Genomic DNA, 25742 nt, shown 5'->3' with positions numbered 1-25742 from the left:
CGAGCAGCAGTCAGCCGATAGCCTGCACATACACTGTTCAGATACCGACGGTAAGAGCCGAAGGTCTGTCAGTAAATGCGAAAAGTCCTAAAAACTTGTGGGAAAGTTCAACGCACCAGGCACCGCTGCCGTAATACTCAGCGGAATTGGATGTAGGTAATTTCCCAGTCTATCGGCAGACAAAACGGCGGCGACGTTATAAGCGTCGCCGCCGCCCGGTCTTATTTGCTGACGCTGACGCCGTAGAAGGAGTTCAAGCCAAACGGGCTGATCTTGAAGTCCTGCACGTTGGCGCGCATGGGTTGGAACACCGTCGAGTGAGCGATTGGTGTCATTGGAACAGCGTCCTTGAGGACGTGTTGCGCCTGCTTGTACAGTTCGGTGCGCTTGGCCTGGTCCGAAGTACGCTTGGCTTGCTTGACGATGTCGTCAAACTTCTTGTCGCACCACTTGGAGAAGTTGTTGCCTTCCAGCGAGTCGCAACCGAACAGCACGTTGAGCCAGTTGTCCGGGTCACCGTTATCACCGCTCCAGCCAATCAGCATCGCGCCGTTTTCACCACCTTTGGAGCGCTTGATGTACTCGCCCCACTCGTAGCTCTGGATCTTGACCTTCAGGCCGATCTTGGCCCAGTCGGACTGCAGCATTTCAGCCATCAGCTTGGCGTTCGGGTTATACGGACGCTGTACCGGCATGGCCCACAGGACGATCTCGGTACCTTCCTTGACGCCCGCTTCCTTGAGCAGCTCTTTGGCTTTCTCAGGATCGTACTTGGCATCCTTGATAGTGGTGTCGTAGGACCATTGGGTAGGCGGCATGGCGTTGACCGCCAGTTGGCCAGCACCCTGGTAGACAGAGTCGATGATCTGCTGCTTGTTCACTGCCATGTCCATGGCCTGGCGTACTTTCAGCTCGGCCATCGGGTTCGGCTTGTCGTCGCCCTTGATCTTGGGCATCACGTTGTAGGCGATGTAGCCAAGGTTGAAGCCGGCCTGTTCAGGCATCTTCAGTGTCTTGTCTTCTTTCAGTGCCTTCAAGTCGGCTGGACGCGGGAACAGGGTGACCTGGCACTCGTTCTTCTTCAGCTTCTGGATACGCACCGACGGGTCGGTAGTGATGGCGAAGATCAGGTTGTCGATCTTCACGTCTTCAGGCTTCCAGTAGTCCTTGTTCCCGGTGTAGCGGATGTTGGAGTCTTTCTGGTAGCTCTTGAACACGAACGGGCCAGTGCCGACCGGTTTCTGGTTGATGTCGGCAGCCTTGCCTTCCTTGAGCAGCTGGGCAGCGTACTCGGCGGACTGCACGGAGGCGAAGCTCATGGCCATGTTCTGGATGAACGCGGCATCAACGTCCTTGAGGGTGAACTTGACCGTGTGATCGTCGACTTTATCGATCTTGGTGATGTTGGTATCCATCCCCATGTCGGTGAAGTACGGGAATTCGGTCGGGTACGCCTTACGGAACGGGTCATCCTTGTTAATCATGCGATTGAAGGTGAACAGTACGTCGTCGGCGTTGAACTCACGAGTGGGCTTGAAGTACGGCGTGGTGTGGAACTTGACGCCTTCGCGCAGGTGGAAAGTGTAGGTCAGGCCGTCATCGGAGACGTCCCAGCTGGTCGCCAAACCAGGAATAACGGCGGTGCCGCCACGCTCGAACTGAGTCAGACGGTTGAACATGGTCTCTGCAGAGGCGTCGAAGTCGGTTCCGGTGGTGTATTGACCTGGATCGAAACCGGCCGGGCTCCCCTCGGAGCAGAACACCAGGTTAGTCGCAGCTTGAGCGAAGGGCGCGCTAGCCAGCAGACTGGCGCCGACTAAAAACGGAATGACCGCGTGTTTGAGCATGGTGGCCTCATGATTTGTTGTCATTTTTTGATTTTGAGGACGACCTTGTGAGTCGTGCCTGCGGATACTTATGCAGGGGCTGTACCCATTGCAAGATCCCATGAGTGTACAAGCCTTAAACGGTGGCACGAACGTACCTTAATGTCGCATTTGTATAATTTTGATGCATTTTAACGTTTGCGTGACAGTTTCAACGTGTATCTCGCGCCCTGTTTTGGTGCCTGGCAGTTGCCCGGTTGCCCGCGATCAGGGCATAGGTGTTACCGATTTAAACCCCATCCTTGTGCACTTCACTGGCATCGGGTCTTGTGTCACTGAAACCAATCTCGGGCGTGTAGTTGTACCAGGTGCAACTGATGTCGCTTTTCGGGGTTTCACTCACAAAAAAGGCGATCAATACGATCGCCTTTTTTCAAATTACCCAATCACGGCATCTGGACTTCGATCGAACCATCGGCCGTCATGCTGACCTGGCTGGTGCCGGCTTCGACTTGTGGGGTCACCGATTCGCTGTCCATGCTTGCGGCCTTCATCATCATCGGCGCGCGCATATAAGGTTGCGGGAAACCGTTGCTGTTGAAGTTCAGGTTGACGATTTTGTAGCCCTTGCCCCCCAGCGCATCGGTTGCCAATTGGGCGCGAGCCTTGAAGGCCGTTACGGCTTCCTTGAGCAGCTCATCTTCGCTGGCCTTGCGGGTTGGCGTGGCGATGGCGAAATCCATGCCGCCCATCTTCAGGTCGGTCAACAGCTCGCCGGTCAGCTGCGACAGCGCGGCGAAGTCGGTACTTTCCAGGCGCAGTTCGGCACGCTCACGCCAGCCGGTGATCTTCTGACCCTTGGCATCGTAGATCGGATAGCTGTTGCGGCTGCCCTGGCGCAGGGTGATGTCCTTGACCTGCTTGGCCTGGGCCAGCGCCTTGTTCATGGTGGTACTGACGCCTGCGGCGAGCTTGGCCGGGTCCGTGTTCTGTTCTTCGGTGTAGAGGGTCACGATCATCAGGTCGCGAGCCACTTCCTGGCTGACTTCGGCGCGCAGGGAAATCTGGTTGTAATGGAGTTCGTCGGCAGCCAGGGCCGGGAGGCTGGCGACGGTGCCAGCACTGAGGGCAAGAAGGGCGACGCTGCGGCGCAATGTGTGCATGAAAGCTCCTTGGATGATGCGCAGGGGGTGAGTCGGGTCCTGCGTGAAACCATAAGACTGGGTTGCACAGCCGCAAGTTTCAAGCTGCAAGCTGCAAGTTTGCGGGGTGCATTCAGCTTGCAGCTTGCCGCTTGAAACTTGCAGCCGTCGACATGTGGCCGTTTGCCGCACTTTTGCCTGTCAGCCCCTGCGGTTGGTTATACTCCGTGCGATTGCCCTGGAGCGCTCATCAGGAGAGCTCATGCTCGCCCCTTTTCAGATCACTTCCGCCACTCGCCAGAACCTCTGGCGGCTGACGTTCATCCGCATCCTGGTGCTCGTTGCCCAGGCCGGTTCCGTAGGATTGGCCTACTGGCTGGAGCTGTTGCCACTGCCCTGGTTTCAACTGGCCGCCACCCTCGGTTGTTCCATGTTGCTGTGTGCCTTCACCGCGATTCGCCTGCGCACCACCTGGCCGGTCACCGAACTCGAATACGCCGTGCAGCTGGCCTGTGACCTGTTTATACACAGCGCCCTGTTGTATTTCTCCGGTGGCTCGACCAACCCCTTCGTTTCCTATTACCTGGTGCCACTCACCATCGCTGCCGTGACGCTGCCATGGCGCTATTCGCTGATTCTGTCGGGCATCGCGCTGGCGATGTATACCCTGTTGCTGGCGCGTTTCTATCCGCTGCAAACCTTCCCGATTGCCCGGGAAAATCTTCAGGTCTACGGCATGTGGCTGAGCTTCGCCCTGGCCGCCGCCGTGATCACTTTTTTCGCCGCACGCATGGCTGAAGAGTTGCGACGTCAGGAAGAACTGCGTGCCATTCGCCGCGAAGAAGGCCTGCGTGACCAGCAATTGCTCGCCGTGGCGACCCAGGCCGCGGGTGCCGCCCATGAACTGGGCACGCCGTTGGCGACCATGAGCGTGCTGCTCAAAGAGATGCGCCGCGACCATCATGACCCGATGCTGCAGGAAGACCTGGGCGTGCTGCAGGATCAGGTCATGCTGTGCAAGCAGACGTTGCAGCAACTGGTGCGCGCCGCCGAGGCCAATCGCCGTCTCGCCGTGGAGATGCAGTACGTCACCGACTGGCTGGATGAGGCGTTGAACCGTTGGCACTTGATGCGTCCCGAAGCCAGCTACCGTTTCCAGCGACTGGGCCAAGGGGTCGTCCCACGCCTGGCGCCGCCGCCTGACCTGACCCAGGCACTGCTGAATCTGCTTAACAATGCCGCCGATGCCTGTCCCGAAGGCCTGCAAGTGACGCTGGACTGGAATGACGAAGACCTGACCATCAGCATCCGTGATCACGGCGCCGGTGTGCCGCTGGCCATCGCCGAACAGATCGGCAAACCGTTTTTTACCACCAAGGGCAAAGGCTTCGGCCTGGGCCTGTTTTTGAGCAAGGCCAGCGTGACACGCGCCGGCGGCTCAGTGAAACTCTACAGTCATGAGGAAGGTGGCACGCTCACCGAGCTGCGCCTGCCCCGTGTTGCCCGAGGAGAAGAGCATGAGTGACGAGATCCAAGTCGAAGGCGAAGAGCTGCCGCATTTGTTGCTGGTGGACGACGACGCCACGTTCACCCGAGTGATGGCCCGTGCCATGGCTCGCCGTGGTTTTCGCGTCTCCACGGCAGGTTCTGCCGAAGAGGGCCTGACCATTGCTCAGGCCGACCTCCCGGATTACGCGGCGCTGGACCTGAAGATGGACGGCGACTCGGGCTTGGTGCTGTTGCCCAAACTGCTGGAACTCGACCCTGAAATGCGCGTGGTGATTCTCACCGGTTATTCGAGCATCGCCACCGCGGTAGAAGCGATCAAGCGGGGCGCTTGCAACTACCTGTGCAAACCGGCGGATGCCGACGACGTGCTGGCCGCGCTGCTCTCCGAGCACGCCGACCTCGACACCCTGGTGCCGGAGAACCCGATGTCCGTGGATCGCCTGCAATGGGAGCACATCCAGCGCGTGCTGACCGAGCACGAAGGCAACATCTCCGCCACTGCCCGCGCCCTGGGCATGCATCGCCGCACCTTGCAGCGTAAATTGCAGAAGCGCCCGGTTCGCCGCTGAACCTGCGCTGAACAAAGCACTGACACATCTCGCGACAAAACGAACCGATCATCTATGATCGGTTCGTGCGTGTTCTTTTTTCTATCGAGCCTTTTTCATGAGTCAGAACGCTGAATATTCCGCGGTCAATGATGCTGTGCGCGGGCAGTTTTTTCGCAAAGTATGGGCGATGATCACGCCCTACTGGCGCAGTGAAGAAAAGGCCAGGGCCTGGACGCTGCTGATTGCAGTGATTGCCTTGTCGCTGCTGAGCGTGGGCATCTCGGTATGGTTCAACACCTGGTACAAGGATTTCTACAACGCCCTGCAACAGAAGGATGAGGCGGCGTTCTGGCGCCTCATCCTGTATTTCTGCGGGATCGCAGCGGTGGCGATTGTCGGCGCCGTCTATCGGCTTTACCTGACCCAGATGCTGACCATCCGCTGGCGGGCCTGGCTGACCGAGCAGCATTTTGCTCGCTGGCTGGGCAGCAAGAACTACTACCAGCTGGAGCAGGGCGGTTACACCGATAACCCCGATCAGCGGATCTCCGAAGACCTCAATAATTTCACCTCCAATACCCTGGAGCTGGGCATTGGCTTGCTGCGCAACATTGTCAGCCTGGTGTCGTTCTCGATCATCCTGTGGGGCGTATCGGGCAGTATCGAAGTGTTGGGTGTGACCATTCCCGGCTACATGTTCTGGTGCGTGCTGGTCTATGCCGTCGTGGGCAGTTGGCTGACGCACCTGATCGGCCGTCGCCTGATTGGCTTGAACAACCAGCAACAACGTTTCGAGGCCGACCTGCGTTTCTCCATGGTGCGCATTCGCGAGAACGCCGAGAGCATTGCGTTGTACAACGGCGAACCGAATGAAAACCGCCGCTTGAGCAACCGGTTCGGGATGGTCTGGCACAACTTCTGGGACATCATGAAAGTGTCCAAGCGCCTGACGTTCTTCACCGCCGGTTACAGCCAGGCCGCCATTATTTTCCCGTTCATGGTCGCCGCCCCGCGCTACTTTGCCGGCAAGATCGAGCTGGGTGAGCTGATGCAGATCAGTTCGGCATTCGGCAATGTGCAGGAGAGTTTCAGCTGGTTCATCAGCGCGTACCAAAGCCTCGCCTCCTGGCGGGCTACCTGTGATCGCCTGCTCAGTTTCCATCAGGCCATGACCGACAACGAACAGCGTGTGCCGGCCATTGACGTGCACAATTCTGGCTCTGCGCTTGAAGTGCAAAACCTGGGTCTTGACCTCGCTGACGGCCGCCATCTGCTGACCAGTGCCGACATGACCGTGGAGCAGGGCGAGCGGGTCATGCTCAGCGGTCGTTCCGGCAGCGGCAAGTCGACGTTGTTGCGAGCGATGGGGCATTTGTGGCCGGCTGGCCATGGCACTATTCGCCTGCCAGCGGCGCGTTATCTGTTCCTGCCGCAAAAACCCTATCTGCCAATTGGCACCTTGCGTGACGCCCTGAGTTACCCACAAGCAAGTGACGTTTACCCGCAAGAGCGCTATGCCCGCGTGCTGGAAACCTGCCGCTTGCCACATCTGGTTGCCCGTCTGGATGAAGCCAACCACTGGCAACGCATGCTCTCGCCCGGCGAGCAGCAACGCCTGGCGTTCGCTCGTGCGCTGTTGTACGCGCCGCAATGGTTGTACATGGATGAAGCGACATCGGCGATGGATGAAGAGGATGAGGCTTCGTTGTATCAGGCATTGATCGATGAGATTCCGGGCTTGAGCATCGTCAGCGTCGGGCATCGCAGCAGCTTGAAACACTTCCATCCGCGGCATGTTCGAATCGATAATGGCCATTTGGTGGATCAGGCCGCAACCGCCTGAATCCGCACCGCCCCCTGTAGGAGCGAGCTTGCTCGCGATTGGTCGTTAACGATAACGCTGGGCATCTGACACCCAGGGTGGTCTTGAGTCCATCGCGAGCAAGCTCGCTCCTACAGGGGGACAGGGGGGCGTGGATCAGATATGAAAACGGGCGCAGGGTGATCGTACAACCGCGTTGCGCTATGATGCAGTTTCAGCCGAACTTTCGAGACAGACGTTCACCATGGAAAACCCGATCGAAGCTCCACGCCTCCCTCGCAAGCGCCGCAGCCTCGCACAGGAATTGGTGACGGTGCTGTCCGAGCAGATCCGCGATGGTCACCTCAAGCGGGGTGACAAATTGCCTACCGAGTCGGCGATCATGGATGCCCATGGTGTCAGCCGCACGGTGGTGCGTGAAGCGATTTCCCGCTTACAGGCCGCCGGGCAGGTGGAAACCCGTCACGGCATCGGCACCTTCGTGCTCGATACCCCAAGCCCGAGTGGCTTTCGTATTGACCCGGCGACAGTGGTGACGTTGCGTGACGTGCTGGCGATTCTTGAGCTGCGGATCAGCCTGGAAGTGGAGTCGGCAGGCCTCGCCGCACAACGGCGCAATCCTGAACAGTTGGCGCTGATGAGGGCGGCACTGGATGCGTTGAACGAAAGTGCGGCCCATGCCAGCGATGCGGTGGCCTCGGACTTCCAGTTCCACCTGCAAATCGCGCTGTCGACCGGCAACCGTTATTTCACCGATATCATGACCCACCTGGGTGCCAGCATCATCCCGCGTACACGCCTCAACTCGGCGCGCTTGGCTCACGATGACCAGCAGCACTACATGAACCGGTTGAGCCGTGAGCACGAAGAAATCTACGATGCGATTGCGCGCCAGGACTCCGATGCAGCGCGGGCGGCGATGCGCTTGCATCTGACCAACAGCCGTGAGCGGTTGCGTCATGCCCACGAAGAAGCGGAAGCGCAGCGGGGCTGACCCGCAGGATCGTTCCCGGGCGCACCGGGAACGATTTGTCTTGCAGCCCTAATCTCAGGGCTCGATACGTATCAGCAAGGCTTCCGAGGAGAGCTCAAGGCTCGACTCATCGAGAAACTTGTAACGCAGTGCGACCTCTGAACCGAGATACGGCTCCAGGTCGGTCCTGGGGATCTCCAGTTCTATTCCCGTCAGTTCCACCATCTCGTCCGTTGTCTCGTCCCAGACGCCTGCTGGCTGTTCCTCACCGCGCCATTGCGGCTCATCGGGGTTCGCACCGAGGATTGGGTACACCTCCCAGTTCGGCGGAATATCGTGTGGGTCGGGTATTCGCACAATCAGCCCATCTGCCAGGTTCGACAGTGTGACGGTGACGGTCTTGTCCCGAGGGTCGGCGGGGAATTGAGGCAGCAGCGGTGAAGGAAAACACATCGTCGAGTACTCCATCTCTAAGTCGTCACGATCCGTTCGTGACGTCGGAAGACTCTACGTGACGACCTGTCGGTGCGCCGTTCACGATGTTTTTCACAAAATTTCGCAGGGCCTTTCCCGTCGCATCCAAAGGCTCTAAGACACGGCAGACAAGGCTTCAGTGTGGTGCAATTAATTTCTGATGACCCTATTTGTGGCAGAAATTTCACGCCTGACGATGAAATGCAGTTGACGGTTGTTTTTTAAGTTGTACGATGACCTACAACTTCGGCGCAGGCTGAACGATTTCCTCACACAAAAACGTTGATACCCAGGGTGTTCGAATAATGAATCCACAAGAACTGAAGTCCATCCTCTCTTCCGGTCTGTTGTCTTTCCCGGTAACCGATTTCAATGCCCAGGGCGATTTCAACCGCGCTGGCTACATCAAGCGTCTGGAATGGCTGGCCCCATACGGCGCCTCGGCCCTGTTCGCCGCAGGCGGCACCGGTGAGTTCTTCTCCCTGGCGGCCAGCGAATATTCCGAAATCATCAAGACTGCCGTCGACACTTGCGCGACCAGCGTGCCAATTCTGGCCGGCGTGGGCGGTTCGACTCGTCAAGCCATCGAATACGCACAAGAAGCCGAGCGTCTGGGCGCCAAGGGCCTGTTGCTGCTGCCGCACTACCTGACTGAAGCCAGCCAGGACGGCGTTGCCGACCACGTCGAAGCCGTGTGCAAATCGGTCAACATCGGCGTCGTGGTCTACAACCGCAACGTTTGCCGCCTGACCGCCCCGTTGCTGGAACGTCTGGCCGAGCGCTGCCCGAACCTGATCGGTTACAAGGACGGCCTGGGTGACATCGAACTGATGGTGTCGATCCGTCGTCGCCTCGGCGATCGCTTCAGCTACCTGGGTGGTCTGCCGACCGCCGAAGTCTACGCCGCTGCCTACAAGGCACTGGGCGTACCGGTCTACTCCTCGGCAGTGTTCAACTTCATCCCGAAAACCGCGATGGACTTCTACCACGCCATTGCTCGTGAAGATCACGCCACCGTTGGCAAGATCATCGACGACTTCTTCCTGCCATACCTGGACATCCGTAACCGTAAATCGGGTTACGCGGTGAGCATCGTCAAGGCCGGGGCAAAAATTGCCGGCTATGACGCAGGTCCTGTGCGTGCGCCATTGACCGACCTGACCGGCGAAGAGTACGAAATGCTCGCCGCGCTGATCGACAAGCAAGGTGCGCAGTAATACACCCGATTGAACAAGGCCGCTGAGTGATCAGCGGCCTTTTGCGTGAGATCTCTTTGTTTCGAGGGCAGTCCCGTGACAACAGCAAAACGTTACGACAACTACATCAACGGCGAATGGGTTGCCGGTGCCGACTATTCGGCCAACATCAACCCGTCAGAGCTGACCGACACTATTGGCGACTACGCCAAGGCTGACCTGGCCCAGGTCAACGCCGCCATCGACGCCGCCCGTGCCGCTTTCCCGGCATGGTCTACTTCCGGTATCCAGGCCCGTCACGATTCCTTGGACAAAGTCGGTACCGAAATCCTTGCCCGTCGCGAAGAGCTCGGCACCCTGCTGGCCCGGGAAGAGGGCAAGACCCTGCCGGAAGCCATCGGCGAAGTGACTCGCGCCGGTAATATCTTCAAGTTCTTCGCCGGTGAATGCCTGCGCCTGTCGGGCGACTACGTGCCGTCGGTGCGTCCAGGTGTCAACGTTGAAGTCACCCGTGAAGCCCTTGGCGTGGTCGGCCTGATCACCCCGTGGAACTTCCCGATTGCCATCCCGTCGTGGAAGATCGCCCCGGCCCTGGCCTATGGCAACTGCGTCGTGCTCAAGCCGGCCGACCTGGTACCCGGTTGCGCCTGGGCCCTGGCCGAAATCATCTCCCGCGCAGGCTTCCCGGCCGGCGTGTTCAACCTGGTGATGGGCAGTGGTCGGGTCGTGGGTGATGCGCTGGTCAACAGCCCTAAAATCGACGGTATCAGCTTCACCGGTTCCGTGGGTGTGGGTCGTCAGATCGCCGTCAGCTGCGTCTCTCGCCAGGCCAAGGTCCAACTGGAAATGGGCGGCAAGAACCCGCAGATCATTCTCGACGACGCCGACCTGAAACAAGCGGTCGAGCTGTCGGTCCAGAGCGCGTTCTACTCCACCGGCCAGCGTTGCACCGCTTCGAGCCGCCTGATCGTCACGGCCGGTATCCACGACAAGTTCGTCGAGGCCATGGCCGAGCGCATGAAGTCGATCAAGGTCGGTCACGCGTTGAAAGCCGGCACCGACATTGGTCCGGTGGTTTCGCAAGCCCAGCTTGAACAGGACATGAAGTACATCGACATCGGCCAATCCGAAGGCGCTCGCCTGGTGAGCGGCGGCGGCCTGGTGACCTGCGACACCGAAGGTTACTTCCTGGCACCAACACTGTTCGCCGACAGCGAAGCGTCGATGCGCATCAGCCGTGAAGAGATCTTCGGCCCGGTCGCGAACATCGTTCGCGTAGCTGACTACGAGGCCGCGCTGGCCATGTCCAACGACACCGAGTTCGGTCTGTCGGCAGGCATCGCCACCACGTCCCTGAAGTACGCCAACCACTTCAAGCGCCACTCCCAGGCCGGGATGGTGATGGTCAACCTGCCAACCGCCGGCGTGGATTACCACGTGCCGTTCGGCGGGCGCAAAGGTTCGTCCTACGGTTCGCGCGAGCAGGGTCGCTACGCGCAAGAGTTCTACACCGTGGTGAAAACCAGCTACATCGGTTCGTAAGGCAATACCCGCGGTATTGTCATGGATACCGCAAACCCCGCGATATCGACATCGATACCGCAATCCCTGTAGGAGCGAGCTTGTCGCTCCCACAGGGGTACAACTACATCGTTATTACCCGCATAAAAATAATCAGTGGGAGTACATCTACATGCAAGCCACCCAAAAGCCGACTCACGTCCGCTATTTGATCCTGCTCATGCTGTTCCTGGTGACCACGATCAACTACGCCGACCGGGCGACTATCGCAATCGCCGGCTCCAGCCTGCAAAAAGACCTCGGCATTGACGCGGTCACCCTCGGTTACATCTTCTCTGCTTTCGGTTGGGCCTACGTGGCCGGGCAAATCCCCGGCGGCTGGTTGCTGGACCGTTTTGGTTCGAAAAAAATCTACGCATTGAGCATCTTCACCTGGTCGCTGTTCACCGTGCTGCAAGGTTTTGTCGGTGAGTTCGGCATGTCCACGGCGGTGGTTGCACTGTTCATGCTGCGCTTCCTGGTAGGTCTGGCCGAAGCGCCATCCTTCCCGGGCAACGCTCGCATCGTGGCGGCGTGGTTCCCCACCGCTGAACGCGGCACGGCCTCGGCGATCTTCAACTCGGCGCAATACTTTGCCACCGTGCTGTTCGCACCGCTGATGGGCTGGATCGTGTACTCCTTCGGTTGGGAGCACGTGTTCATCGTCATGGGTATCCTGGGCATCATCTTCTCGCTGGTCTGGCTGAAAGTGATCTACAGCCCGCGTGAACACCCGAAAATCAACGAAGCCGAGTTCAAGCACATCTCCGAAAACGGCGGCATGGTCGACATGGACCAGAAGGGCAAGAAGTCCGACGGTCCGAAGTGGGATTACATCCGTCAGTTGCTGACCAACCGCATGATGCTCGGCGTCTACCTGGGCCAGTACTGCATCAACGGCATCACCTACTTCTTCCTGACCTGGTTCCCGGTGTACCTGGTACAGGAACGCGGCATGACCATCCTCAAGGCGGGTTTCATCGCTTCGTTGCCGGCCATCTGCGGGTTCATCGGTGGTGTACTGGGCGGGGTGATTTCCGACTACCTGCTGCGCAAGGGCCACTCGCTGACCTTCGCCCGCAAGGCGCCAATCATTGCCGGCCTGCTGGTCTCCAGCAGCATCGTGGCGTGCAACTACGTGGAAGTGGAATGGATGGTCGTTGGCTTCATGGCCCTGGCATTCTTCGGCAAAGGCGTAGGCGCGTTGGGCTGGGCTGTGGTGTCCGACACCTCGCCGAAGCAGATCGCCGGTCTGAGCGGTGGCCTCTTCAACACCTTTGGTAACCTCGCGTCGATCACCACGCCGATTGTTATCGGCTACATCATCAGCTCCACCGGTTCGTTCAAGTGGGCGTTGGTATTTGTCGGTTGCAACGCACTGGTTGCGGTGTTCAGCTACCTGGTTATCGTGGGTCCGATCAAGCGCGTTGTGCTCAAGGAACCACCGGTCGCAGGTCCTGAAACCAACAACAAATTGTCTGAAGCGCAATCCTGAGGAGCGGCGTTATGCAGTTGATTGAACATTCCGACTCGCCGCGCTACATCCGCCTGCACGAGCGCGACAACGTAGTGATCGTGGTCAACGATCAGGGCGTTCCGGCTGGCACCGAGTTTGCCGATGGCCTGGTGACCGTGGACTTCGTGCCACAGAGCCACAAGGTCACCCTGGAAGACATCCCAGAGGGTGGTCAGGTGATTCGTTACGGCCAGACCATTGGCTACGCCTTACAGCCGATTCCACGCGGCAGCTGGGTCAAGGAAGATCAACTGCGCATGCCGACCGCGCCACCGCTGGACAGCTTGCCGCTGTCCACCGAAGTGCCGGCCGCGCAAGCACCGCTGGAAGGTTATACCTTCGAGGGTTACCGCAATGCCGACGGCACCGTCGGCACGCGCAACATCCTGGGCATTACCACCACCGTGCAATGTGTGACCGGGGTGCTGGACCATGCGGTCAAGCGCATCAAGGACGAATTGCTGCCCAAGTACCCACACGTCGATGACGTGGTGGCCCTGACCCACAGCTACGGCTGTGGTGTGGCGATCACCGCGACGGACGCGTACATCCCGATCCGTACCGTGCGCAACCTGGCACGCAACCCGAACCTGGGTGGCGAAGCCCTGGTGATCAGCCTGGGCTGCGAGAAATTGCAGGCAGGGCAGGTGATGCACGAGAACGACCGTTCGGTGGACTTGAGCGATGAGTGGCTGTATCGCTTGCAGGATTCCAGCCACGGTTTTACCGAAATGATCGAACAGATCATGGCGCTGGCCGAGGTTCGCCTGAAGAAGCTCGATCAACGTCGCCGGGAAACCGTGCCGGCGTCCGAGCTGATCCTGGGCATGCAATGCGGTGGCAGCGATGCGTTTTCCGGCATCACCGCCAACCCGGCGCTGGGTTACGCCTCTGACTTGCTGCTGCGCGCCGGTGCGACGGTGATGTTTTCCGAAGTCACCGAAGTGCGCGATGCCATCTACCTGCTGACGTCCCGAGCCGAAACCGAGGAAGTCGCCCAGGAACTGGTGCGCGAAATGGACTGGTACGACCGTTACCTGGCCAAGGGTGAAGCGGACCGCAGCGCCAACACCACGCCGGGCAACAAGAAAGGCGGGTTGTCGAACATCGTCGAGAAGTCCCTGGGCTCCATCGTCAAGTCCGGCAGCAGCGCGATCAACGGCGTGCTTGGCCCTGGTGAACGCTTCAAGAGCAAAGGCCTGATCTTTTGCGCGACCCCGGCCAGCGATTTTGTCTGCGGGACTTTGCAGTTGGCGGCGGGGATGAATCTGCACGTGTTCACCACCGGTCGTGGTACACCGTACGGCCTGGCGATGGCGCCCGTGGTGAAGGTTTCGACCCGAACCGAACTGGCTCAGCGCTGGCCGGACCTGATCGACATCGATGCCGGGCGGATTGCCACCGGTCGTGCTTCCATCGAAGACCTCGGCTGGGAGTTGTTCCATTACTACCTGGACGTGGCCAGCGGCAAGAAGCAGACATGGTCGGAGCAGCACAAGCTGCATAACGACATTACGCTGTTCAATCCGGCGCCGATTACCTGAGACCGCGTTATCGTTCATCGCGGGCAAGTCGGATCGCTGCACCGCCGCTCCTACAGGTTTTGTGATTGCTGCAAATCTCTGTGGGAGCGGCGGTGCGGCGATCCGACTTGCTCGCGAAGACTTTCTCCCAGACGCCGGTGTCATTAGTGGCTTATCATTAGCCCCCTAACGACACCCACCTCACAGGTCCTCCCCTGCATGCTGGCAATTTTCCTCGAAACCCTGAACATCACCGCTCCGGTGTTTGCCATGCTGTTTCTGGGAGTACTGCTCAAGCGCGTCAACTGGATCAATGACAACTTCATTCACACCGCGTCGGCGCTGGTGTTCAACGTCACCATGCCGGCGTTGCTGTTCCTGGGGATCCTGCATGCCGACCTGCACGCCGCGTTGCAACCGGCGCTGCTGATCTATTTCGCCATTGCCACGCTGGTGAGCTTCGCGGTCGCTTGGGGCTGGGCGATTTTCAAGTGCCCGAAGGAGGATCGCGGGATCTACACCCAGGGCGCCTTTCGCGGCAACAACGGGGTGATCGGGCTTGCACTGGCGGCAAGCATGTACGGCGACTACGGGATTTCCCTGGGGGCAATCCTCGCGGCGCTGGTGATCCTGTTCTACAACACCCTGTCGACCATCGTGCTGGCGGTCTACAGCCCGGTGATCAAGTCCGATCCGTGGAGCATCTGCAAAAGCGTGATGAACAATCCGCTGATCATCAGCGTGATTGCCGCCGCGCCGTTCGCCTACTTCAAGATCCCCCTGCCGGGCTGGTTGGAGACCTCGGGCCAGTACCTGGCGCAAACCACCTTACCCCTGGCGCTGATCTGCATCGGTGGCACGTTGTCACTGGCGGCGATGCGCAAGAGTGGTTCGTTGGCGTTGAGTTCGAGTCTGGTGAAAATGGTCGGCCTGCCGGTGCTGGCGACGCTGGGCGCGTGGCTCTGGGGCTTTCGCGGGGCCGAGCTGGGGATTCTGTTCCTGTACTTCGGCAGCCCGACGGCGGCGGCCAGTTTTGTCATGGCCCGCCAGGCCAATGGCAACCATGAACTGGCGGCGGCGATCATTGTGATCACCACCCTGATGGCGGCGGTGACCACCAATATCGGGATCTTTCTGTTGCAGTGGGGTGGGTGGATCTAGGTCCGGCATTTTCGGCGTTCTTTAGGGCCCCATCGCGAGCAAGCTCGCTCCTACAGAGGATTTATGAACAACATGACCCCCCTGTAGGAGCGGGCTTGCCCGCGAAGGGGCCAGACCTGTCACTCAGGCTTCTGATAACTGTCGATCACTTCCTGCGCCGCCCGAAACGCGTCGATCGCCGCCGGCACACCCGCATACACCGCACAATGCAGCAGCGCCTCGCGAATCTCTTCCACGGTGCAACCGTTGTTCAGCGCACCGCGCACGTGGCCTTTCAGTTCCTGCGGGCACTTCAGCGCGGTCAGCGCCGCAAGGGTGATCAGGCTGCGGGTTTTCAGCGGCAGACCTTCGCGGTTCCATACGCTGCCCCAGGCATGCTCGTTGACGAAATCCTGCAGCGGTTGGGTGAACTCGGTGGCATTGCCCAGGGCGCGGTCGACGAACGCATCGCCCATCACCTGTCGGCGCACTTCAACACCGGGCTTTTTGTGATCGGTCATGGCAACTCCTTTTTGTGATGTTGGCGGCGCCAGGCGCGCAGCGACGTGAACAGCAGAAACGCCACCAGTGCTGGCAAAACGAAAAACAGCATCAGGCGCTCAAGCTTGCCGGCCAGCGGCATACCGGTGGCGAACGACACCACGTGCAGGCCATAAACCAGGTACAAGCCCAGAAACACCAGGCCTTCGGCGCGGGTCACCCGATAACCGGAATAGAACACCGGCAGGCATAGTGCCGCGACGCCAAGCATCACCGGCAAGTCGAAATCCAGCGCGTTGGGTGACACCGACAGCGGCGTGGGTGCAATTAGTGCCGTCACACCCAGCACGCCCAGCAGGTTGAACAGGTTGCTGCCGATCACGTTACCCACGGCAATGTCGCGCTGTCCGCGCAGGGCGGCAATCAAGGAAGTTGCCAGTTCAGGCAGGGAGGTGCTCACCGCGACAACGGTGAGACCGATGATTCGCTCCGACAGCCCGAGGTCGGTGGCCACCGATACGGCGGCTCCCAGTAGCAGATGGCCGGCATACACCAGCAGGGCGAGGCCGCCGACGATCATCAGCAGGCTACTCAGCCAGGAGGCCTCGGGGCCTTCATGTGGCGTCGATTGCGGGCGTGCCGAATGCTGCGACTGGCGCAGCAGCAAGCCCAGATACAATGCCAGCGCCGTCAGCAGGAAGACGCCATCGGTGCGCGTCAGTTCTTCGTTCCACGCCAACAGGAACACCAGCAGGCTGGCGCCAATCATCAACGGAATGTCCAGGCGTACCAGTTGGCGGGACACCCGCAGCGGGATGATCAGCGCCGATAACCCGAGGGTGACGAGGATGTTGAAGATGCTGCTACCGATCACGCTGCTGACCGCGATGTCGACGTTCTGCGCCAGGGTGGCTTGCAGGCTGACCGCCATTTGCGGGGCACTGCTGCCGAGGGCGACGATGGTCAGGCCGATGATCAATGGCCGTACATGCAGGCGGGCGGCGACGCGGACGGCGGCGCGCACCATCAGCTCTGCGCCGATGATCAGCAGCACCAGGCCGCTGAGCAGTTCCAGCACGCTGAGCAGGGGAAGGTCGGCAAGTCCGAAAATGGTCGCGGCTCCCTGGGTCAGTCGAGGGCTTGCACACGAACCCGCGCGGTGCCGCTACGGATCATGCCCAGTTGCTCGGCGGCTTCGTGAGACAAGTCGATCAGGCGTCCACGGGTATGTGGCCCGCGATCATTGATGCGTACGACGCAGGATCTGTCGTTTGAAAGGTTGGTGACCTTCACCCGGGTGCCGAATGGCAACTGGCGATGGGCGGCGGTCAGGGAATTCTTGTCGAAGCGCTCACCACTGGCGGTGCGCTTGCCCTGGTGTTTGGCACCGTAATAGGAGGCGACGCCCGTCTGGTCGTAGCCGTGCGGGTCGACGGTGTCGGTGCTGGCGCAACCGGCCAGGAGCGAGAGCAGGGCGCAGGTGCCGAGGAGACGCTTCATAAACGGTTTCCCAGTTGTAAATGTGGGAGCGGCGCACCGCCGCTCCCACAGGGATTTGAGCCAGGCTTGGGTACTGGCTCCATTCTCATCAGCCCTCGAGCTTGCTTTTCAGCAGTTCGTTGACCTGTTGCGGGTTGGCCTTGCCTTTGGAGGCTTTCATGGCCTGGCCGACGAAGAAGCCGAACATTTTGCCGCGTTTGGCTTCATCTGCCGCACGGTATTGCTCGACCTGTTCTGCATTGGCCGCCAGCATTTCGTCCAGCACCGCCGAGATAGCGCCGCTGTCGGTCACCTGCTTGAGACCGCGCTTGTCGATGATTTCGTCCGCGCTGCCTTCACCGGCGGCCATCGCCTCGAACACCACTTTGGCGATTTTGCCGGAAATGGTGTTGTCCTTGATGCGTAGCAGCATGCCGCCCAATTGCTCGGCCGACACCGGCGACTCGTCGATGTCCACGCCTTGCTTGTTCAACAGGCTGCCCAGCTCGACCATGACCCAGTTGGCCGCCAGCTTGGCGTCGCCGCCGATGCTCGCGACTTTCTCGAAGTAATCGGCTTGCTCGCGGCTGGTCGCCAACACGCTCGCGTCGTAGACCGAGAGGCCGAATTGCTCCTGGAAACGCTCGCGTTTCTGTGGCGGCAATTCCGGCAGGGTGGCGCGTACGTCATTGAGGAACGAGTCCTCGATAACCACCGGCAGCAGGTCCGGATCCGGGAAGTAACGGTAGTCGTTGGCTTCCTCCTTGCTGCGCATCGGACGGGTTTCGTCCTTGTTCGGGTCGTACAGGCGGGTCTGCTGGATGACCTTGCCACCGTCCTCGATCAGCTCGATCTGGCGCTGGATTTCGCTGTTGATCGCCTTCTCGATGAAGCGGAACGAGTTGACGTTCTTGATCTCGCAGCGGGTGCCAAACTCGACCTGGCCTTTTGGACGGATCGACACGTTGCAGTCGCAACGCAGCGAACCTTCGGCCATGTTGCCGTCGCAGATGCCCAGGTAACGTACCAGCGCGTGGATCGCTTTGACGTAAGCCACGGCCTCCTTGGCGCTGCGCATGTCCGGCTCGGAAACGATTTCCAGCAGCGGCGTGCCAGCACGGTTCAGGTCGATGCCACTGGCACCGTTGAACTCTTCGTGCAAGCTCTTGCCGGCGTCTTCTTCCAGGTGCGCACGAGTGATGCCGACGCGCTTGACCGTGCCGTCTTCCAATGCGATGTCCAGGTGGCCCTTGCCGACGATCGGCAATTCCATCTGGCTGATCTGGTAGCCCTTGGGCAGGTCGGGGTAGAAATAGTTTTTACGGGCGAACACGTTGTGCTGTCCGATCTCGGCATCGATGGCCAGGCCGAACATCACCGCCATGCGCACCGCTTCCTGGTTCAGCACCGGCAGGACGCCAGGCATACCGAGGTCAACCAGGCTGGCCTGGGTGTTCGGTTCGGAACCGAAGGTGGTGGAACTACCGGAAAAGATTTTCGACCGGGTGGTGAGCTGAGTATGAATCTCCAGCCCGATCACGACTTCCCATTGCATGTGTGTCTCCTCAGAAGCCGGTTGGGGTGCGGGTGTGCCAATCAGTGTTGAGTTGGTACTGATGGGCAACATTGAGCAAGCGGCCTTCCTGGAAATACGGGGCGAGCAGTTGCACGCCAACCGGCAGACCGTCGACAAAACCGGCCGGCATCGACAGGCCTGGCAGGCCCGCGAGGTTCGCGGTGATGGTGTAGACGTCTTCCAGGTACGCAGCGACCGGGTCGCTGTTCTTGGCGCCCAGCTTCCAGGCCGGGTTCGGCGTGGTTGGGCCGAGAATGATGTCGACCTCGTTGAAGGCGGCCATGAAGTCGTTCTTGATCAGGCGACGGATTTTTTGCGCCTTCAGGTAGTAAGCGTCGTAGTAACCGGCCGACAGCGCGTAGGCACCGACCATGATCCGGCGTTGCACTTCCGGGCCGAAACCTTCGCCACGGGAGCGCTTGTACAGGTCGATCAGGTTTTTCGGGGCTTCGCAGCGGTAGCCGAAACGCACGCCGTCGAAACGCGACAGGTTGGAGGAGGCCTCCGCCGGGGCAATCACGTAGTACGCCGGAATGGCGTGCTGCATGTTCGGCAGGCTGATTTCCTTGACCACGGCACCGAGCTTTTGCAGCTCCTTGACGCTGTTGTGGATCAGCTCGGCGATGCGCGGGTCGAGACCGGCGCTGAAGTATTCCTTCGGCACGCCAATGCGCAGGCCTTGCAGCGAGCCGTTGAGGCTGGCGCTGTAGTCGGGCACCGGTTCGTCGATGCTGGTGGAGTCGTTAGGGTCGAAGCCGGCCATGCCTTGCAGCAGGATCGCGCAGTCTTCGGCGGTGCGCGCCAACGGGCCGCCCTGATCGAGGCTGGAGGCGTAGGCGATCATGCCCCAGCGTGAAACGCGACCATAGGTCGGTTTCAGGCCAGTGAGGTTGGTCAGCGCCGCGGGTTGGCGGATCGAACCGCCGGTGTCGGTGCCTGTGGCCGCCGGCAGCAGGCGCGCTGCCACTGCCGCCGCCGAACCGCCCGACGAACCACCCGGAACGTGTTCCAGGTTCCACGGGTTTTTCACTGCACCGTAGTAGCTGGACTCGTTGGCCGAACCCATGGCGAATTCGTCCATGTTGGTCTTGCCCAGGGTCACGGCGCCGGCGGCGGCCAGTTTGGCAACCACGGTCGCGTCGTACGGGGCCTTGAAGTTGTCGAGCATCTTCGAGCCGCAGCTGGTGCGAATGCCCTGGGTGCAGAACAGGTCTTTGTGGGCGATCGGCGCACCGAGCAGGGCACCGCTCTCACCATTGGCCCGACGTGCGTCAGCGGCTTTGGCCTGCTGAAGCGCCAGCTCTTCGGTGAGGCTGATGAAACTGTTGAGTTGAGGGTCGAGCTGGGTAATGCGCGCCAGCAGGGACTTGGTCAGCTCTTCGGAAGAAAACTTTTTATCGGCGAGTCCGCGGGCGATCTCGGCCAGGGTCAATTGATGCATTGCAGGCTCTTTCCCTTTAGTCGATGACTTTCGGAACCAGGTACAGGCCGTTTTCGACCGCTGGTGCGATGGATTGGTACGCCTCGCGATGATTGGACTCGGTCACGATGTCGGCACGCAGGCGCTGGCTGGCTTCCAATGGATGGGCCAGCGGCTCGATATCGTCGGTATTGACCGCCTGCATTTCGTCGACCAGACCCAGAATACTGTTCAGGGCCGAAGTAATATGTGGAAGATCGTCTTCATTCAGGCCAAGACAGGCCAAATGAGCGATTTTTTCCACGTCGGAGCGTTCAAGCGCCATGGGATTCTCCAGTGGAAAACAGGACGGACGGTGTCCGTGTGTTAGTGTTGTCGGAACACTACCGCACTTCTACGGTCAATAAGGCCGCGATTGTGGGGCTTGGTGCACAGAAAAGCGGCCAATTTAACATATTGGCGCCTTGCCCAAAATCCCTGTCGTTGTTAGAGTTTGCCGCACTTTTTTTACCCACGCGTTGCCTAGGGTCCCTTTCCCATGTTCAAGAAACTGCGTGGCATGTTTTCCAGCGATCTTTCCATTGACCTGGGCACTGCCAACACCCTTATTTACGTGCGCGAGCGCGGTATCGTCCTGAATGAGCCATCGGTTGTGGCTATTCGGACACACGGTAACCAGAAAAGTGTCGTCGCTGTCGGCACCGAGGCCAAGCGCATGCTCGGTCGTACGCCGGGCAATATCGCGGCCATTCGTCCGATGAAGGATGGCGTGATCGCCGACTTCAGCGTCTGCGAAAAGATGCTGCAATATTTCATCAACAAGGTTCACGAGAACAGTTTCCTGCAGCCAAGCCCTCGCGTGCTGATCTGCGTTCCGTGCAAATCCACCCAGGTTGAGCGCCGTGCCATCCGTGAGTCGGCCCTCGGTGCCGGTGCACGTGAAGTGTTCCTGATCGAAGAGCCAATGGCGGCTGCGATCGGTGCCGGCCTGCCGGTTGAGGAAGCACGCGGTTCGATGGTCGTCGATATCGGTGGTGGTACCACCGAGATCGCGCTGATCTCCCTGAACGGTGTGGTTTACGCCGAATCCGTACGGGTAGGTGGCGACCGCTTCGACGAAGCGATCATCACCTACGTGCGTCGCAACTATGGCAGCCTGATCGGTGAGTCCACCGCCGAACGCATCAAGCAGGAAATCGGTACGGCCTACCCAGGCGGCGAAACGCGTGAAGTCGACGTTCGTGGCCGTAACCTGGCTGAAGGCGTTCCGCGCGCGTTCACCCTGAACTCCAATGAAGTGCTGGAAGCTCTGCAAGAGTCCCTGGCCACCATCGTTCAGGCCGTGAAGAGCGCCCTGGAGCAATCGCCTCCGGAGCTGGCTTCCGACATCGCCGAGCGTGGCCTGGTGCTGACTGGCGGTGGCGCCCTGTTGCGTGACCTCGACAAGTTGCTGGCCCAGGAAACCGGTCTGCCGGTCATCGTTGCCGAAGACCCGCTGACCTGCGTGGCTCGCGGCGGTGGTCGTGCACTGGAAATGATGGACAAACACACCATGGACCTGCTGTCGAGCGAGTGATTTCGCTTGATGCATCCTTGCTGTAGCGCCCGCAGGCGGCACTTTGCAGTGCCGCCTGTTGGCGTTTATCTTCTGTCAGTCTTATCCCGGCCGGTCTTGGCGTATGAATAAACGGAATATTTGCCTGGGAGGAGCGGCTTATTAAACCGCTTTTCACCAAAGGGCCTTCACTAGGCGTGCGCTTGTTGGTGCTGGCCGTGCTATCGGTCGCGCTGATGGTGGTCGATGCCCGCTTCGCGCTGCTCAAGCCCGTGCGTAGCCAGATGTCGTTGGTGCTGATGCAGTCCTACTGGATCACCGACCTGCCGCAGCGGCTGTGGCAAGGTGTGGCCAGCCAGTTTGGCAGCCGTACCGAACTCGTCGCCGAAAACGAAAAACTCAAGACTGAAAACCTGCTGTTGCAGGGCCGCATGCAAAAGCTTGCCGCCCTCACCGAGCAGAACGTGCGTCTGCGCGAGTTGCTCAATTCTTCCGCGCTGGTCAACGAGAAGGTCGAAGTGGCCGAGTTGATCGGTATGGACCCCAACCCCTTCACCCATCGCATCATCATCAACAAAGGTGAGCGCGATGGCGTGGTGCTCGGTCAGCCGGTACTCGATGCCCGTGGCCTGATGGGCCAGGTAGTCGAGTTGATGCCGTACACATCCCGCGTATTACTGCTGACCGACACCACCCACAGCATACCGGTACAGGTGAACCGTAACGGCCTGCGGGCGATCGCCAGCGGCACCGGCAACCCGGAGCGCCTTGAACTGCGTCACGTGGCCGACACCGCCGACATCAAGGAAGGCGACCTGCTGGTCAGCTCTGGTCTTGGCCAGCGTTTCCCGGCGGGTTATCCCGTTGCAACGGTCAAGGAAGTGATCCACGACTCCGGTCAGCCGTTTGCCATTGTCCGCGCCGTACCGACGGCCGCCCTGAACCGCAGCCGCTACCTGCTGCTGGTGTTCAGCGATAACCGCACCGCCGAAGAGCGTGCCAATGACGCCGCTCAGGCCCAGGAACACCTTGACGCACTGGGCGGTGGGCCGATCATTCCGCCTGCCGTGGCGAAGCCTGTCGGCGTGATTGCCCCGGCAGCGACGACGCCAGCTGCAACCCCTGCGCCTGCTCCGGCCGCGCCGGCGACTGCGACTCCGGCCAAGCCTGCTGCCACACATCCCGCCGCCAAGCCGCCGGCTGCGGCGAAACCTGCCGCCAAACCGCCTGTCTCCGCGCCAGCCGCTACAGGGGGGAGAGAATAATGCCCGGTGCTACCGCCTCCCGAAACGGCTGGATGGTCTGGCTGACATTCGCCATCGGCCTGTTGCTCAGTGTTTCGCCTTTGCCACAGTTCATGGAAATCCTGCGCCCGTTGTGGCTCGCGTTGCTCCTGGCATTCTGGGCGCTGGCGATGCCGCAGAAAGTCGGCATGGTTACCGCGTTTTGCCTGGGCCTGGCTGAAGACGTGCTCTACGGCACGTTGCTGGGTCAGAACGCACTCATTCTGACACTCATCACGTTCCTGGTGCTCTCGTTGCAACAGCGGCTGCGGATGTTCCCGATGTGGCAGCAGAGCCTGGTGATCCTGGTGATCTTCGGCCTGGCGCAGCTGGTGCAGCTATGGCTGAGCGCCCTGACCGGCAATCGTCAGCCCACGTTGGCGCTGGTCTTGCCAGCCCTGGTCAGTGCCTTGCTCTGGCCGTGGATCAGCTTCGGTTTGCGCGGGTTGCGTCGACGCTACAAAATCAACTGATTCGGTCAGGCATTAGCCCGCACCTCGACAGGGAGATGTCTGGATGAAAGCGCTTTACCTTGCCTCGGGTTCGCCACGTCGGCGCGAGCTGCTTACGCAGATCGGCGTGCCGTTCACCGCCATCAGCGCGGACATTGATGAAACTCCCTTGAATCACGAATCGCCGTCGGCCTATGTCGAGCGCCTTGCGCGCGGCAAGGCCGAAGCGGGCCGCCGTTTTGTGGTGTCCGACGCCCCGTTTTGCGTGCTCGGTGCCGATACCGCTGTGGTGCTGAACGGGAAAATTCTCGGTAAACCGGTGGACGAAGCCGATGCGTGCGCCATGCTTATGATGTTGGCCGGTCAAGAACATGAAGTATTGACCGCCATTGCGGTGCTGGACGGCGAACGTAGTGAGTCGCGGGTGGTGCGCAGTCTGGTGCGTTTTCGCCCCATCGACCGTGCTGAAGCGGCGGCCTATTGGGCGAGCGGCGAACCCCGGGACAAGGCGGGAGGCTATGGTATTCAAGGACTGGGCGCGGTATTTGTCGCAGGGCTCGATGGCAGCTATTCGGCGGTCGTCGGACTGCCACTGTGTGAAACCGCACAGTTGCTGGGCCGTTTCGACATACCCTGTTGGCAAACCCTTGGCGCGCCCTGAGCGTCGTAATGACAAGATGCGACCATAATCGTGAACATGCCTGGACGAGACCCTGCCATGAGTGAAGAGATCCTGATCAACATCACGCCGATGGAATCGCGCGTGGCGGTGGTTGAAAACGGTGTTCTGCAAGAGGTCCATGTCGAGCGCACGCAAAAGCGCGGCATCGTCGGCAATATCTACAAAGGCAAGGTCGTGCGCGTATTACCGGGCATGCAAGCGGCCTTCGTCGACATCGGCCTGGACCGTGCGGCGTTCATTCACGCGTCGGAGATTTCCTTGCGTGAGGGGCCTGCGGTCGAAAGCATCAGCGCGCTGGTGCATGAAGGCCAGAGCCTGGTGGTGCAAGTGACCAAGGACCCTATCGGCTCCAAGGGCGCACGCCTGACCACCCAGTTGTCGATCCCTTCGCGGTACCTGGTGTACATGCCGCGCACTGCACATGTCGGCATTTCCCTGAAGATCGAAGACGAAGCCGAGCGCGAGCGACTCAAGCAGGTGGTTTCAGATTGCGTGGCCAAGGAAGGGATCACGGAAACCGGTGGGTTCATCCTGCGCACCGCCGCCGAAGGGGCGGGCGCCGATGAAATCCTTATGGACATCCGCTACCTGCGCAGGCTCTGGGACCAGATCAGCGATCAGATCAAGACCATCAGCGCGCCGAGCGTGATCTACGAAGACCTTGGCCTGGCGTTGCGCACGCTGCGCGATCTGGTCAGCCCCAAGATCGAAAAAATCCGGATTGACTCCCGGGAAACCTTCCAGAAAACCACACAATTTGTCGGCGAGCTCATGCCGGAAATTGCTGATCGCCTGGAGCATTACCCGGGCGAGCGACCCATTTTCGACTTGTACGGCGTCGAAGATGAAATCCAGAAAGCCCTGGAGCGCAAGGTTCCGCTAAAGTCTGGCGGCTACCTGGTGGTGGACCCGGCGGAAGCCATGACCACCATCGACGTCAACACCGGGGCGTTCGTGGGTCATCGCAACCTTGAAGAAACCATTTTCAAGACCAACCTCGAAGCCGCGACCGCCATCGCGCGTCAACTGCGCCTGCGCAACCTGGGCGGGATCATCATCATCGACTTCATCGACATGGAAGACGAAGAACACCAGCGCCAGGTCCTGCGCACACTCGAGAAGCAACTGGAGCGCGATCACGCCAAGACCAACATCATCGGCATCACCGAACTCGGCCTGGTGCAGATGACGCGCAAGCGCACTCGTGAAAGCCTGGAGCAAGTCCTTTGCGAGCCGTGCAACAGCTGCCAGGGGCGCGGCAAGCTGAAAACCCCGGAAACTGTTTGCTACGAAATCTTCCGCGAAATCCTGCGCGAAGCTCGCGCTTATCAGGCGGAGGGCTATCGTGTATTGGCGAACCAGAAAGTCGTTGACCGCCTGCTCGATGAAGAATCGGGCAACGTCGCCGAGCTGGAAGGTTTTATCGGGCGCACCATCCGATTTCAGGTAGAAACCATGTATTCCCAGGAACAATACGACGTGGTGCTGCTCTGAATCCCTGTGTTTCATCCTCACTAGTACGGCTGGCCTCAGCTTGTCGCAGTTTTCTTGCCATGGGAGCC

The 25742-nt window shown here is 60.0% G+C and carries 23 protein-coding genes; 14 read left to right on the top strand and 9 right to left on the bottom strand.

Annotation, left to right across the window (positions count from 1 at the left end; all coding sequences use genetic code 11):
• Positions 1 to 221: 221 nt before the first annotated feature.
• Both AB4N64_RS21125 and AB4N64_RS21120 read right to left on the bottom strand, forming a co-directional pair.
• Positions 222 to 1847: an ABC transporter substrate-binding protein gene (locus tag AB4N64_RS21125; protein ID WP_460118167.1), complete on the bottom strand. Its 1626-nt coding sequence runs from the start codon at positions 1845 to 1847 to the stop codon at positions 222 to 224.
• Between the two features lie 425 nt (positions 1848 to 2272).
• The gene (locus AB4N64_RS21120; protein WP_460118165.1) at positions 2273 to 2989 is read right to left on the bottom strand and encodes an SIMPL domain-containing protein; all 717 of its coding nucleotides are present in this window, start codon (positions 2987 to 2989) and stop codon (positions 2273 to 2275) included.
• 241 nt (positions 2990 to 3230) lie between these two features.
• On the opposite strand from AB4N64_RS21120, the gene AB4N64_RS21115 reads away from it, so the two are divergent.
• The 4 genes from AB4N64_RS21115 to AB4N64_RS21100 all read left to right on the top strand — a co-directional run bounded on the left by AB4N64_RS21115 (position 3231) and on the right by AB4N64_RS21100 (position 7844).
• Positions 3231 to 4493, top strand: a complete 1263-nt coding sequence (locus tag AB4N64_RS21115) for an ATP-binding protein (protein WP_460118162.1) — start codon at positions 3231 to 3233, stop codon at positions 4491 to 4493.
• Positions 4486 to 5046: a response regulator transcription factor gene (locus tag AB4N64_RS21110; RefSeq protein ID WP_007942792.1), complete on the top strand. Its 561-nt coding sequence runs from the start codon at positions 4486 to 4488 to the stop codon at positions 5044 to 5046. The genes AB4N64_RS21115 and AB4N64_RS21110 overlap by 8 nt, the downstream gene beginning before the upstream one ends.
• Before the next feature lie 97 nt (positions 5047 to 5143).
• Positions 5144 to 6871, top strand: coding sequence for an ABC transporter ATP-binding protein/permease (locus tag AB4N64_RS21105; protein ID WP_460118160.1), 1728 nt, complete (start codon positions 5144 to 5146; stop codon positions 6869 to 6871).
• Positions 6872 to 7094: 223 nt separating this feature from the next.
• Entirely contained in the window at positions 7095 to 7844 is a 750-nt protein-coding gene (locus AB4N64_RS21100; RefSeq protein ID WP_460118158.1) for a FadR/GntR family transcriptional regulator, read from the top strand.
• Between the two features lie 54 nt (positions 7845 to 7898).
• On the opposite strand, the gene AB4N64_RS21095 is transcribed toward AB4N64_RS21100, so the two are convergent.
• Positions 7899 to 8276, bottom strand: coding sequence for a hypothetical protein (locus AB4N64_RS21095; RefSeq protein ID WP_460118156.1), 378 nt, complete (start codon positions 8274 to 8276; stop codon positions 7899 to 7901).
• Positions 8277 to 8602: 326 nt separating this feature from the next.
• Here AB4N64_RS21095 and kdgD point away from each other — a divergent pair, with 326 nt between their 5' ends.
• From kdgD to AB4N64_RS21070, 5 genes are all read left to right on the top strand, one after another.
• Positions 8603 to 9514, top strand: a complete 912-nt coding sequence (gene kdgD / locus AB4N64_RS21090; protein WP_460118154.1) for a 5-dehydro-4-deoxyglucarate dehydratase — start codon at positions 8603 to 8605, stop codon at positions 9512 to 9514.
• A gap of 75 nt (positions 9515 to 9589) precedes the next feature.
• Entirely contained in the window at positions 9590 to 11035 is a 1446-nt protein-coding gene (locus AB4N64_RS21085; protein WP_460118152.1) for an aldehyde dehydrogenase family protein, read from the top strand.
• A 151-nt stretch (positions 11036 to 11186) separates the two neighbouring features.
• Positions 11187 to 12548: an MFS transporter gene (locus tag AB4N64_RS21080; RefSeq protein ID WP_460118150.1), complete on the top strand. Its 1362-nt coding sequence runs from the start codon at positions 11187 to 11189 to the stop codon at positions 12546 to 12548.
• Positions 12549 to 12559: 11 nt separating this feature from the next.
• On the top strand, positions 12560 to 14113 hold the full coding sequence (gene garD, locus AB4N64_RS21075) for a galactarate dehydratase (protein ID WP_460118148.1): 1554 nt from the start codon (positions 12560 to 12562) through the stop codon (positions 14111 to 14113).
• A gap of 198 nt (positions 14114 to 14311) precedes the next feature.
• The gene (locus AB4N64_RS21070) at positions 14312 to 15253 is read left to right on the top strand and encodes an AEC family transporter (protein WP_460118146.1); all 942 of its coding nucleotides are present in this window, start codon (positions 14312 to 14314) and stop codon (positions 15251 to 15253) included.
• Positions 15254 to 15372: 119 nt separating this feature from the next.
• On the opposite strand, the gene AB4N64_RS21065 is transcribed toward AB4N64_RS21070, so the two are convergent.
• The 6 genes from AB4N64_RS21065 to gatC all read right to left on the bottom strand — a co-directional run bounded on the left by AB4N64_RS21065 (position 15373) and on the right by gatC (position 20533).
• Positions 15373 to 15753, bottom strand: a complete 381-nt coding sequence (locus AB4N64_RS21065; RefSeq protein ID WP_017336520.1) for a carboxymuconolactone decarboxylase family protein — start codon at positions 15751 to 15753, stop codon at positions 15373 to 15375.
• Complete coding sequence (locus AB4N64_RS21060; protein ID WP_460118144.1) at positions 15750 to 16811, bottom strand: calcium/sodium antiporter; 1062 nt, start codon at positions 16809 to 16811, stop codon at positions 15750 to 15752. Before AB4N64_RS21060 ends, AB4N64_RS21065 begins: the two co-directional genes overlap by 4 nt.
• 50 nt (positions 16812 to 16861) lie before the next feature.
• Entirely contained in the window at positions 16862 to 17233 is a 372-nt protein-coding gene (locus AB4N64_RS21055) for a septal ring lytic transglycosylase RlpA family protein (RefSeq protein WP_460118141.1), read from the bottom strand.
• A gap of 88 nt (positions 17234 to 17321) precedes the next feature.
• Positions 17322 to 18767 carry an Asp-tRNA(Asn)/Glu-tRNA(Gln) amidotransferase subunit GatB gene (gene gatB / locus AB4N64_RS21050; protein WP_460118139.1) on the bottom strand — a complete coding sequence of 482 codons (1446 nt, stop codon included), beginning with the start codon at positions 18765 to 18767 and terminating at the stop codon, positions 17322 to 17324.
• Positions 18768 to 18777: 10 nt separating this feature from the next.
• Positions 18778 to 20229: an Asp-tRNA(Asn)/Glu-tRNA(Gln) amidotransferase subunit GatA gene (gene gatA, locus AB4N64_RS21045; protein WP_460118137.1), complete on the bottom strand. Its 1452-nt coding sequence runs from the start codon at positions 20227 to 20229 to the stop codon at positions 18778 to 18780.
• Positions 20230 to 20245: 16 nt separating this feature from the next.
• The gene (gene gatC / locus AB4N64_RS21040; protein WP_460118135.1) at positions 20246 to 20533 is read right to left on the bottom strand and encodes an Asp-tRNA(Asn)/Glu-tRNA(Gln) amidotransferase subunit GatC; all 288 of its coding nucleotides are present in this window, start codon (positions 20531 to 20533) and stop codon (positions 20246 to 20248) included.
• Positions 20534 to 20746: 213 nt separating this feature from the next.
• Between gatC and mreB the strand changes: the two genes are divergently transcribed.
• The 5 genes from mreB to rng all read left to right on the top strand — a co-directional run bounded on the left by mreB (position 20747) and on the right by rng (position 25674).
• On the top strand, positions 20747 to 21784 hold the full coding sequence (gene mreB, locus AB4N64_RS21035) for a rod shape-determining protein MreB (RefSeq protein ID WP_460118133.1): 1038 nt from the start codon (positions 20747 to 20749) through the stop codon (positions 21782 to 21784).
• Positions 21785 to 21924: 140 nt separating this feature from the next.
• Complete coding sequence (mreC, locus tag AB4N64_RS21030; RefSeq protein WP_460126817.1) at positions 21925 to 23028, top strand: rod shape-determining protein MreC; 1104 nt, start codon at positions 21925 to 21927, stop codon at positions 23026 to 23028.
• Positions 23028 to 23519: a rod shape-determining protein MreD gene (gene mreD, locus AB4N64_RS21025; RefSeq protein WP_460118131.1), complete on the top strand. Its 492-nt coding sequence runs from the start codon at positions 23028 to 23030 to the stop codon at positions 23517 to 23519. Before mreC ends, mreD begins: the two co-directional genes overlap by 1 nt.
• Before the next feature lie 43 nt (positions 23520 to 23562).
• Positions 23563 to 24159, top strand: a complete 597-nt coding sequence (locus tag AB4N64_RS21020) for a Maf family protein (RefSeq protein WP_460118130.1) — start codon at positions 23563 to 23565, stop codon at positions 24157 to 24159.
• A 57-nt stretch (positions 24160 to 24216) separates the two neighbouring features.
• Entirely contained in the window at positions 24217 to 25674 is a 1458-nt protein-coding gene (gene rng, locus AB4N64_RS21015) for a ribonuclease G (RefSeq protein ID WP_460118128.1), read from the top strand.
• Positions 25675 to 25742 lie beyond the last annotated feature (68 nt).

The organism is Pseudomonas sp. S2_C03 (assembly GCF_054668405.1).
The sequence above is the reverse complement of the archived record's forward strand: the minus strand, read 5'-3'. Positions and strand labels throughout refer to the sequence as shown.

Excerpts from the sequence above, each read along its gene's own strand:
- AB4N64_RS21125 (WP_460118167.1), bottom strand. The coding sequence starts at position 1,847 with ATGCTCAAACACGCGGTCATTCCGTTTTTAGTCGGCGCCAGTCTGCTG.
- AB4N64_RS21120 (WP_460118165.1), bottom strand. The coding sequence starts at position 2,989 with ATGCACACATTGCGCCGCAGCGTCGCCCTTCTTGCCCTCAGTGCTGGC.
- AB4N64_RS21115 (WP_460118162.1), top strand. The coding sequence starts at position 3,231 with ATGCTCGCCCCTTTTCAGATCACTTCCGCCACTCGCCAGAACCTCTGG.
- AB4N64_RS21110 (WP_007942792.1), top strand. The coding sequence starts at position 4,486 with ATGAGTGACGAGATCCAAGTCGAAGGCGAAGAGCTGCCGCATTTGTTG.
- AB4N64_RS21105 (WP_460118160.1), top strand. The coding sequence starts at position 5,144 with ATGAGTCAGAACGCTGAATATTCCGCGGTCAATGATGCTGTGCGCGGG.
- AB4N64_RS21100 (WP_460118158.1), top strand. The coding sequence starts at position 7,095 with ATGGAAAACCCGATCGAAGCTCCACGCCTCCCTCGCAAGCGCCGCAGC.
- AB4N64_RS21095 (WP_460118156.1), bottom strand. The coding sequence starts at position 8,276 with ATGTGTTTTCCTTCACCGCTGCTGCCTCAATTCCCCGCCGACCCTCGG.
- kdgD (WP_460118154.1), top strand. The coding sequence starts at position 8,603 with ATGAATCCACAAGAACTGAAGTCCATCCTCTCTTCCGGTCTGTTGTCT.
- AB4N64_RS21080 (WP_460118150.1), top strand. The coding sequence starts at position 11,187 with ATGCAAGCCACCCAAAAGCCGACTCACGTCCGCTATTTGATCCTGCTC.
- garD (WP_460118148.1), top strand. The coding sequence starts at position 12,560 with ATGCAGTTGATTGAACATTCCGACTCGCCGCGCTACATCCGCCTGCAC.
- AB4N64_RS21070 (WP_460118146.1), top strand. The coding sequence starts at position 14,312 with ATGCTGGCAATTTTCCTCGAAACCCTGAACATCACCGCTCCGGTGTTT.
- AB4N64_RS21065 (WP_017336520.1), bottom strand. The coding sequence starts at position 15,753 with ATGACCGATCACAAAAAGCCCGGTGTTGAAGTGCGCCGACAGGTGATG.
- AB4N64_RS21055 (WP_460118141.1), bottom strand. The coding sequence starts at position 17,233 with ATGAAGCGTCTCCTCGGCACCTGCGCCCTGCTCTCGCTCCTGGCCGGT.
- gatB (WP_460118139.1), bottom strand. The coding sequence starts at position 18,767 with ATGCAATGGGAAGTCGTGATCGGGCTGGAGATTCATACTCAGCTCACC.
- gatA (WP_460118137.1), bottom strand. The coding sequence starts at position 20,229 with ATGCATCAATTGACCCTGGCCGAGATCGCCCGCGGACTCGCCGATAAA.
- gatC (WP_460118135.1), bottom strand. The coding sequence starts at position 20,533 with ATGGCGCTTGAACGCTCCGACGTGGAAAAAATCGCTCATTTGGCCTGT.
- mreB (WP_460118133.1), top strand. The coding sequence starts at position 20,747 with ATGTTCAAGAAACTGCGTGGCATGTTTTCCAGCGATCTTTCCATTGAC.
- mreD (WP_460118131.1), top strand. The coding sequence starts at position 23,028 with ATGCCCGGTGCTACCGCCTCCCGAAACGGCTGGATGGTCTGGCTGACA.
- AB4N64_RS21020 (WP_460118130.1), top strand. The coding sequence starts at position 23,563 with ATGAAAGCGCTTTACCTTGCCTCGGGTTCGCCACGTCGGCGCGAGCTG.
- rng (WP_460118128.1), top strand. The coding sequence starts at position 24,217 with ATGAGTGAAGAGATCCTGATCAACATCACGCCGATGGAATCGCGCGTG.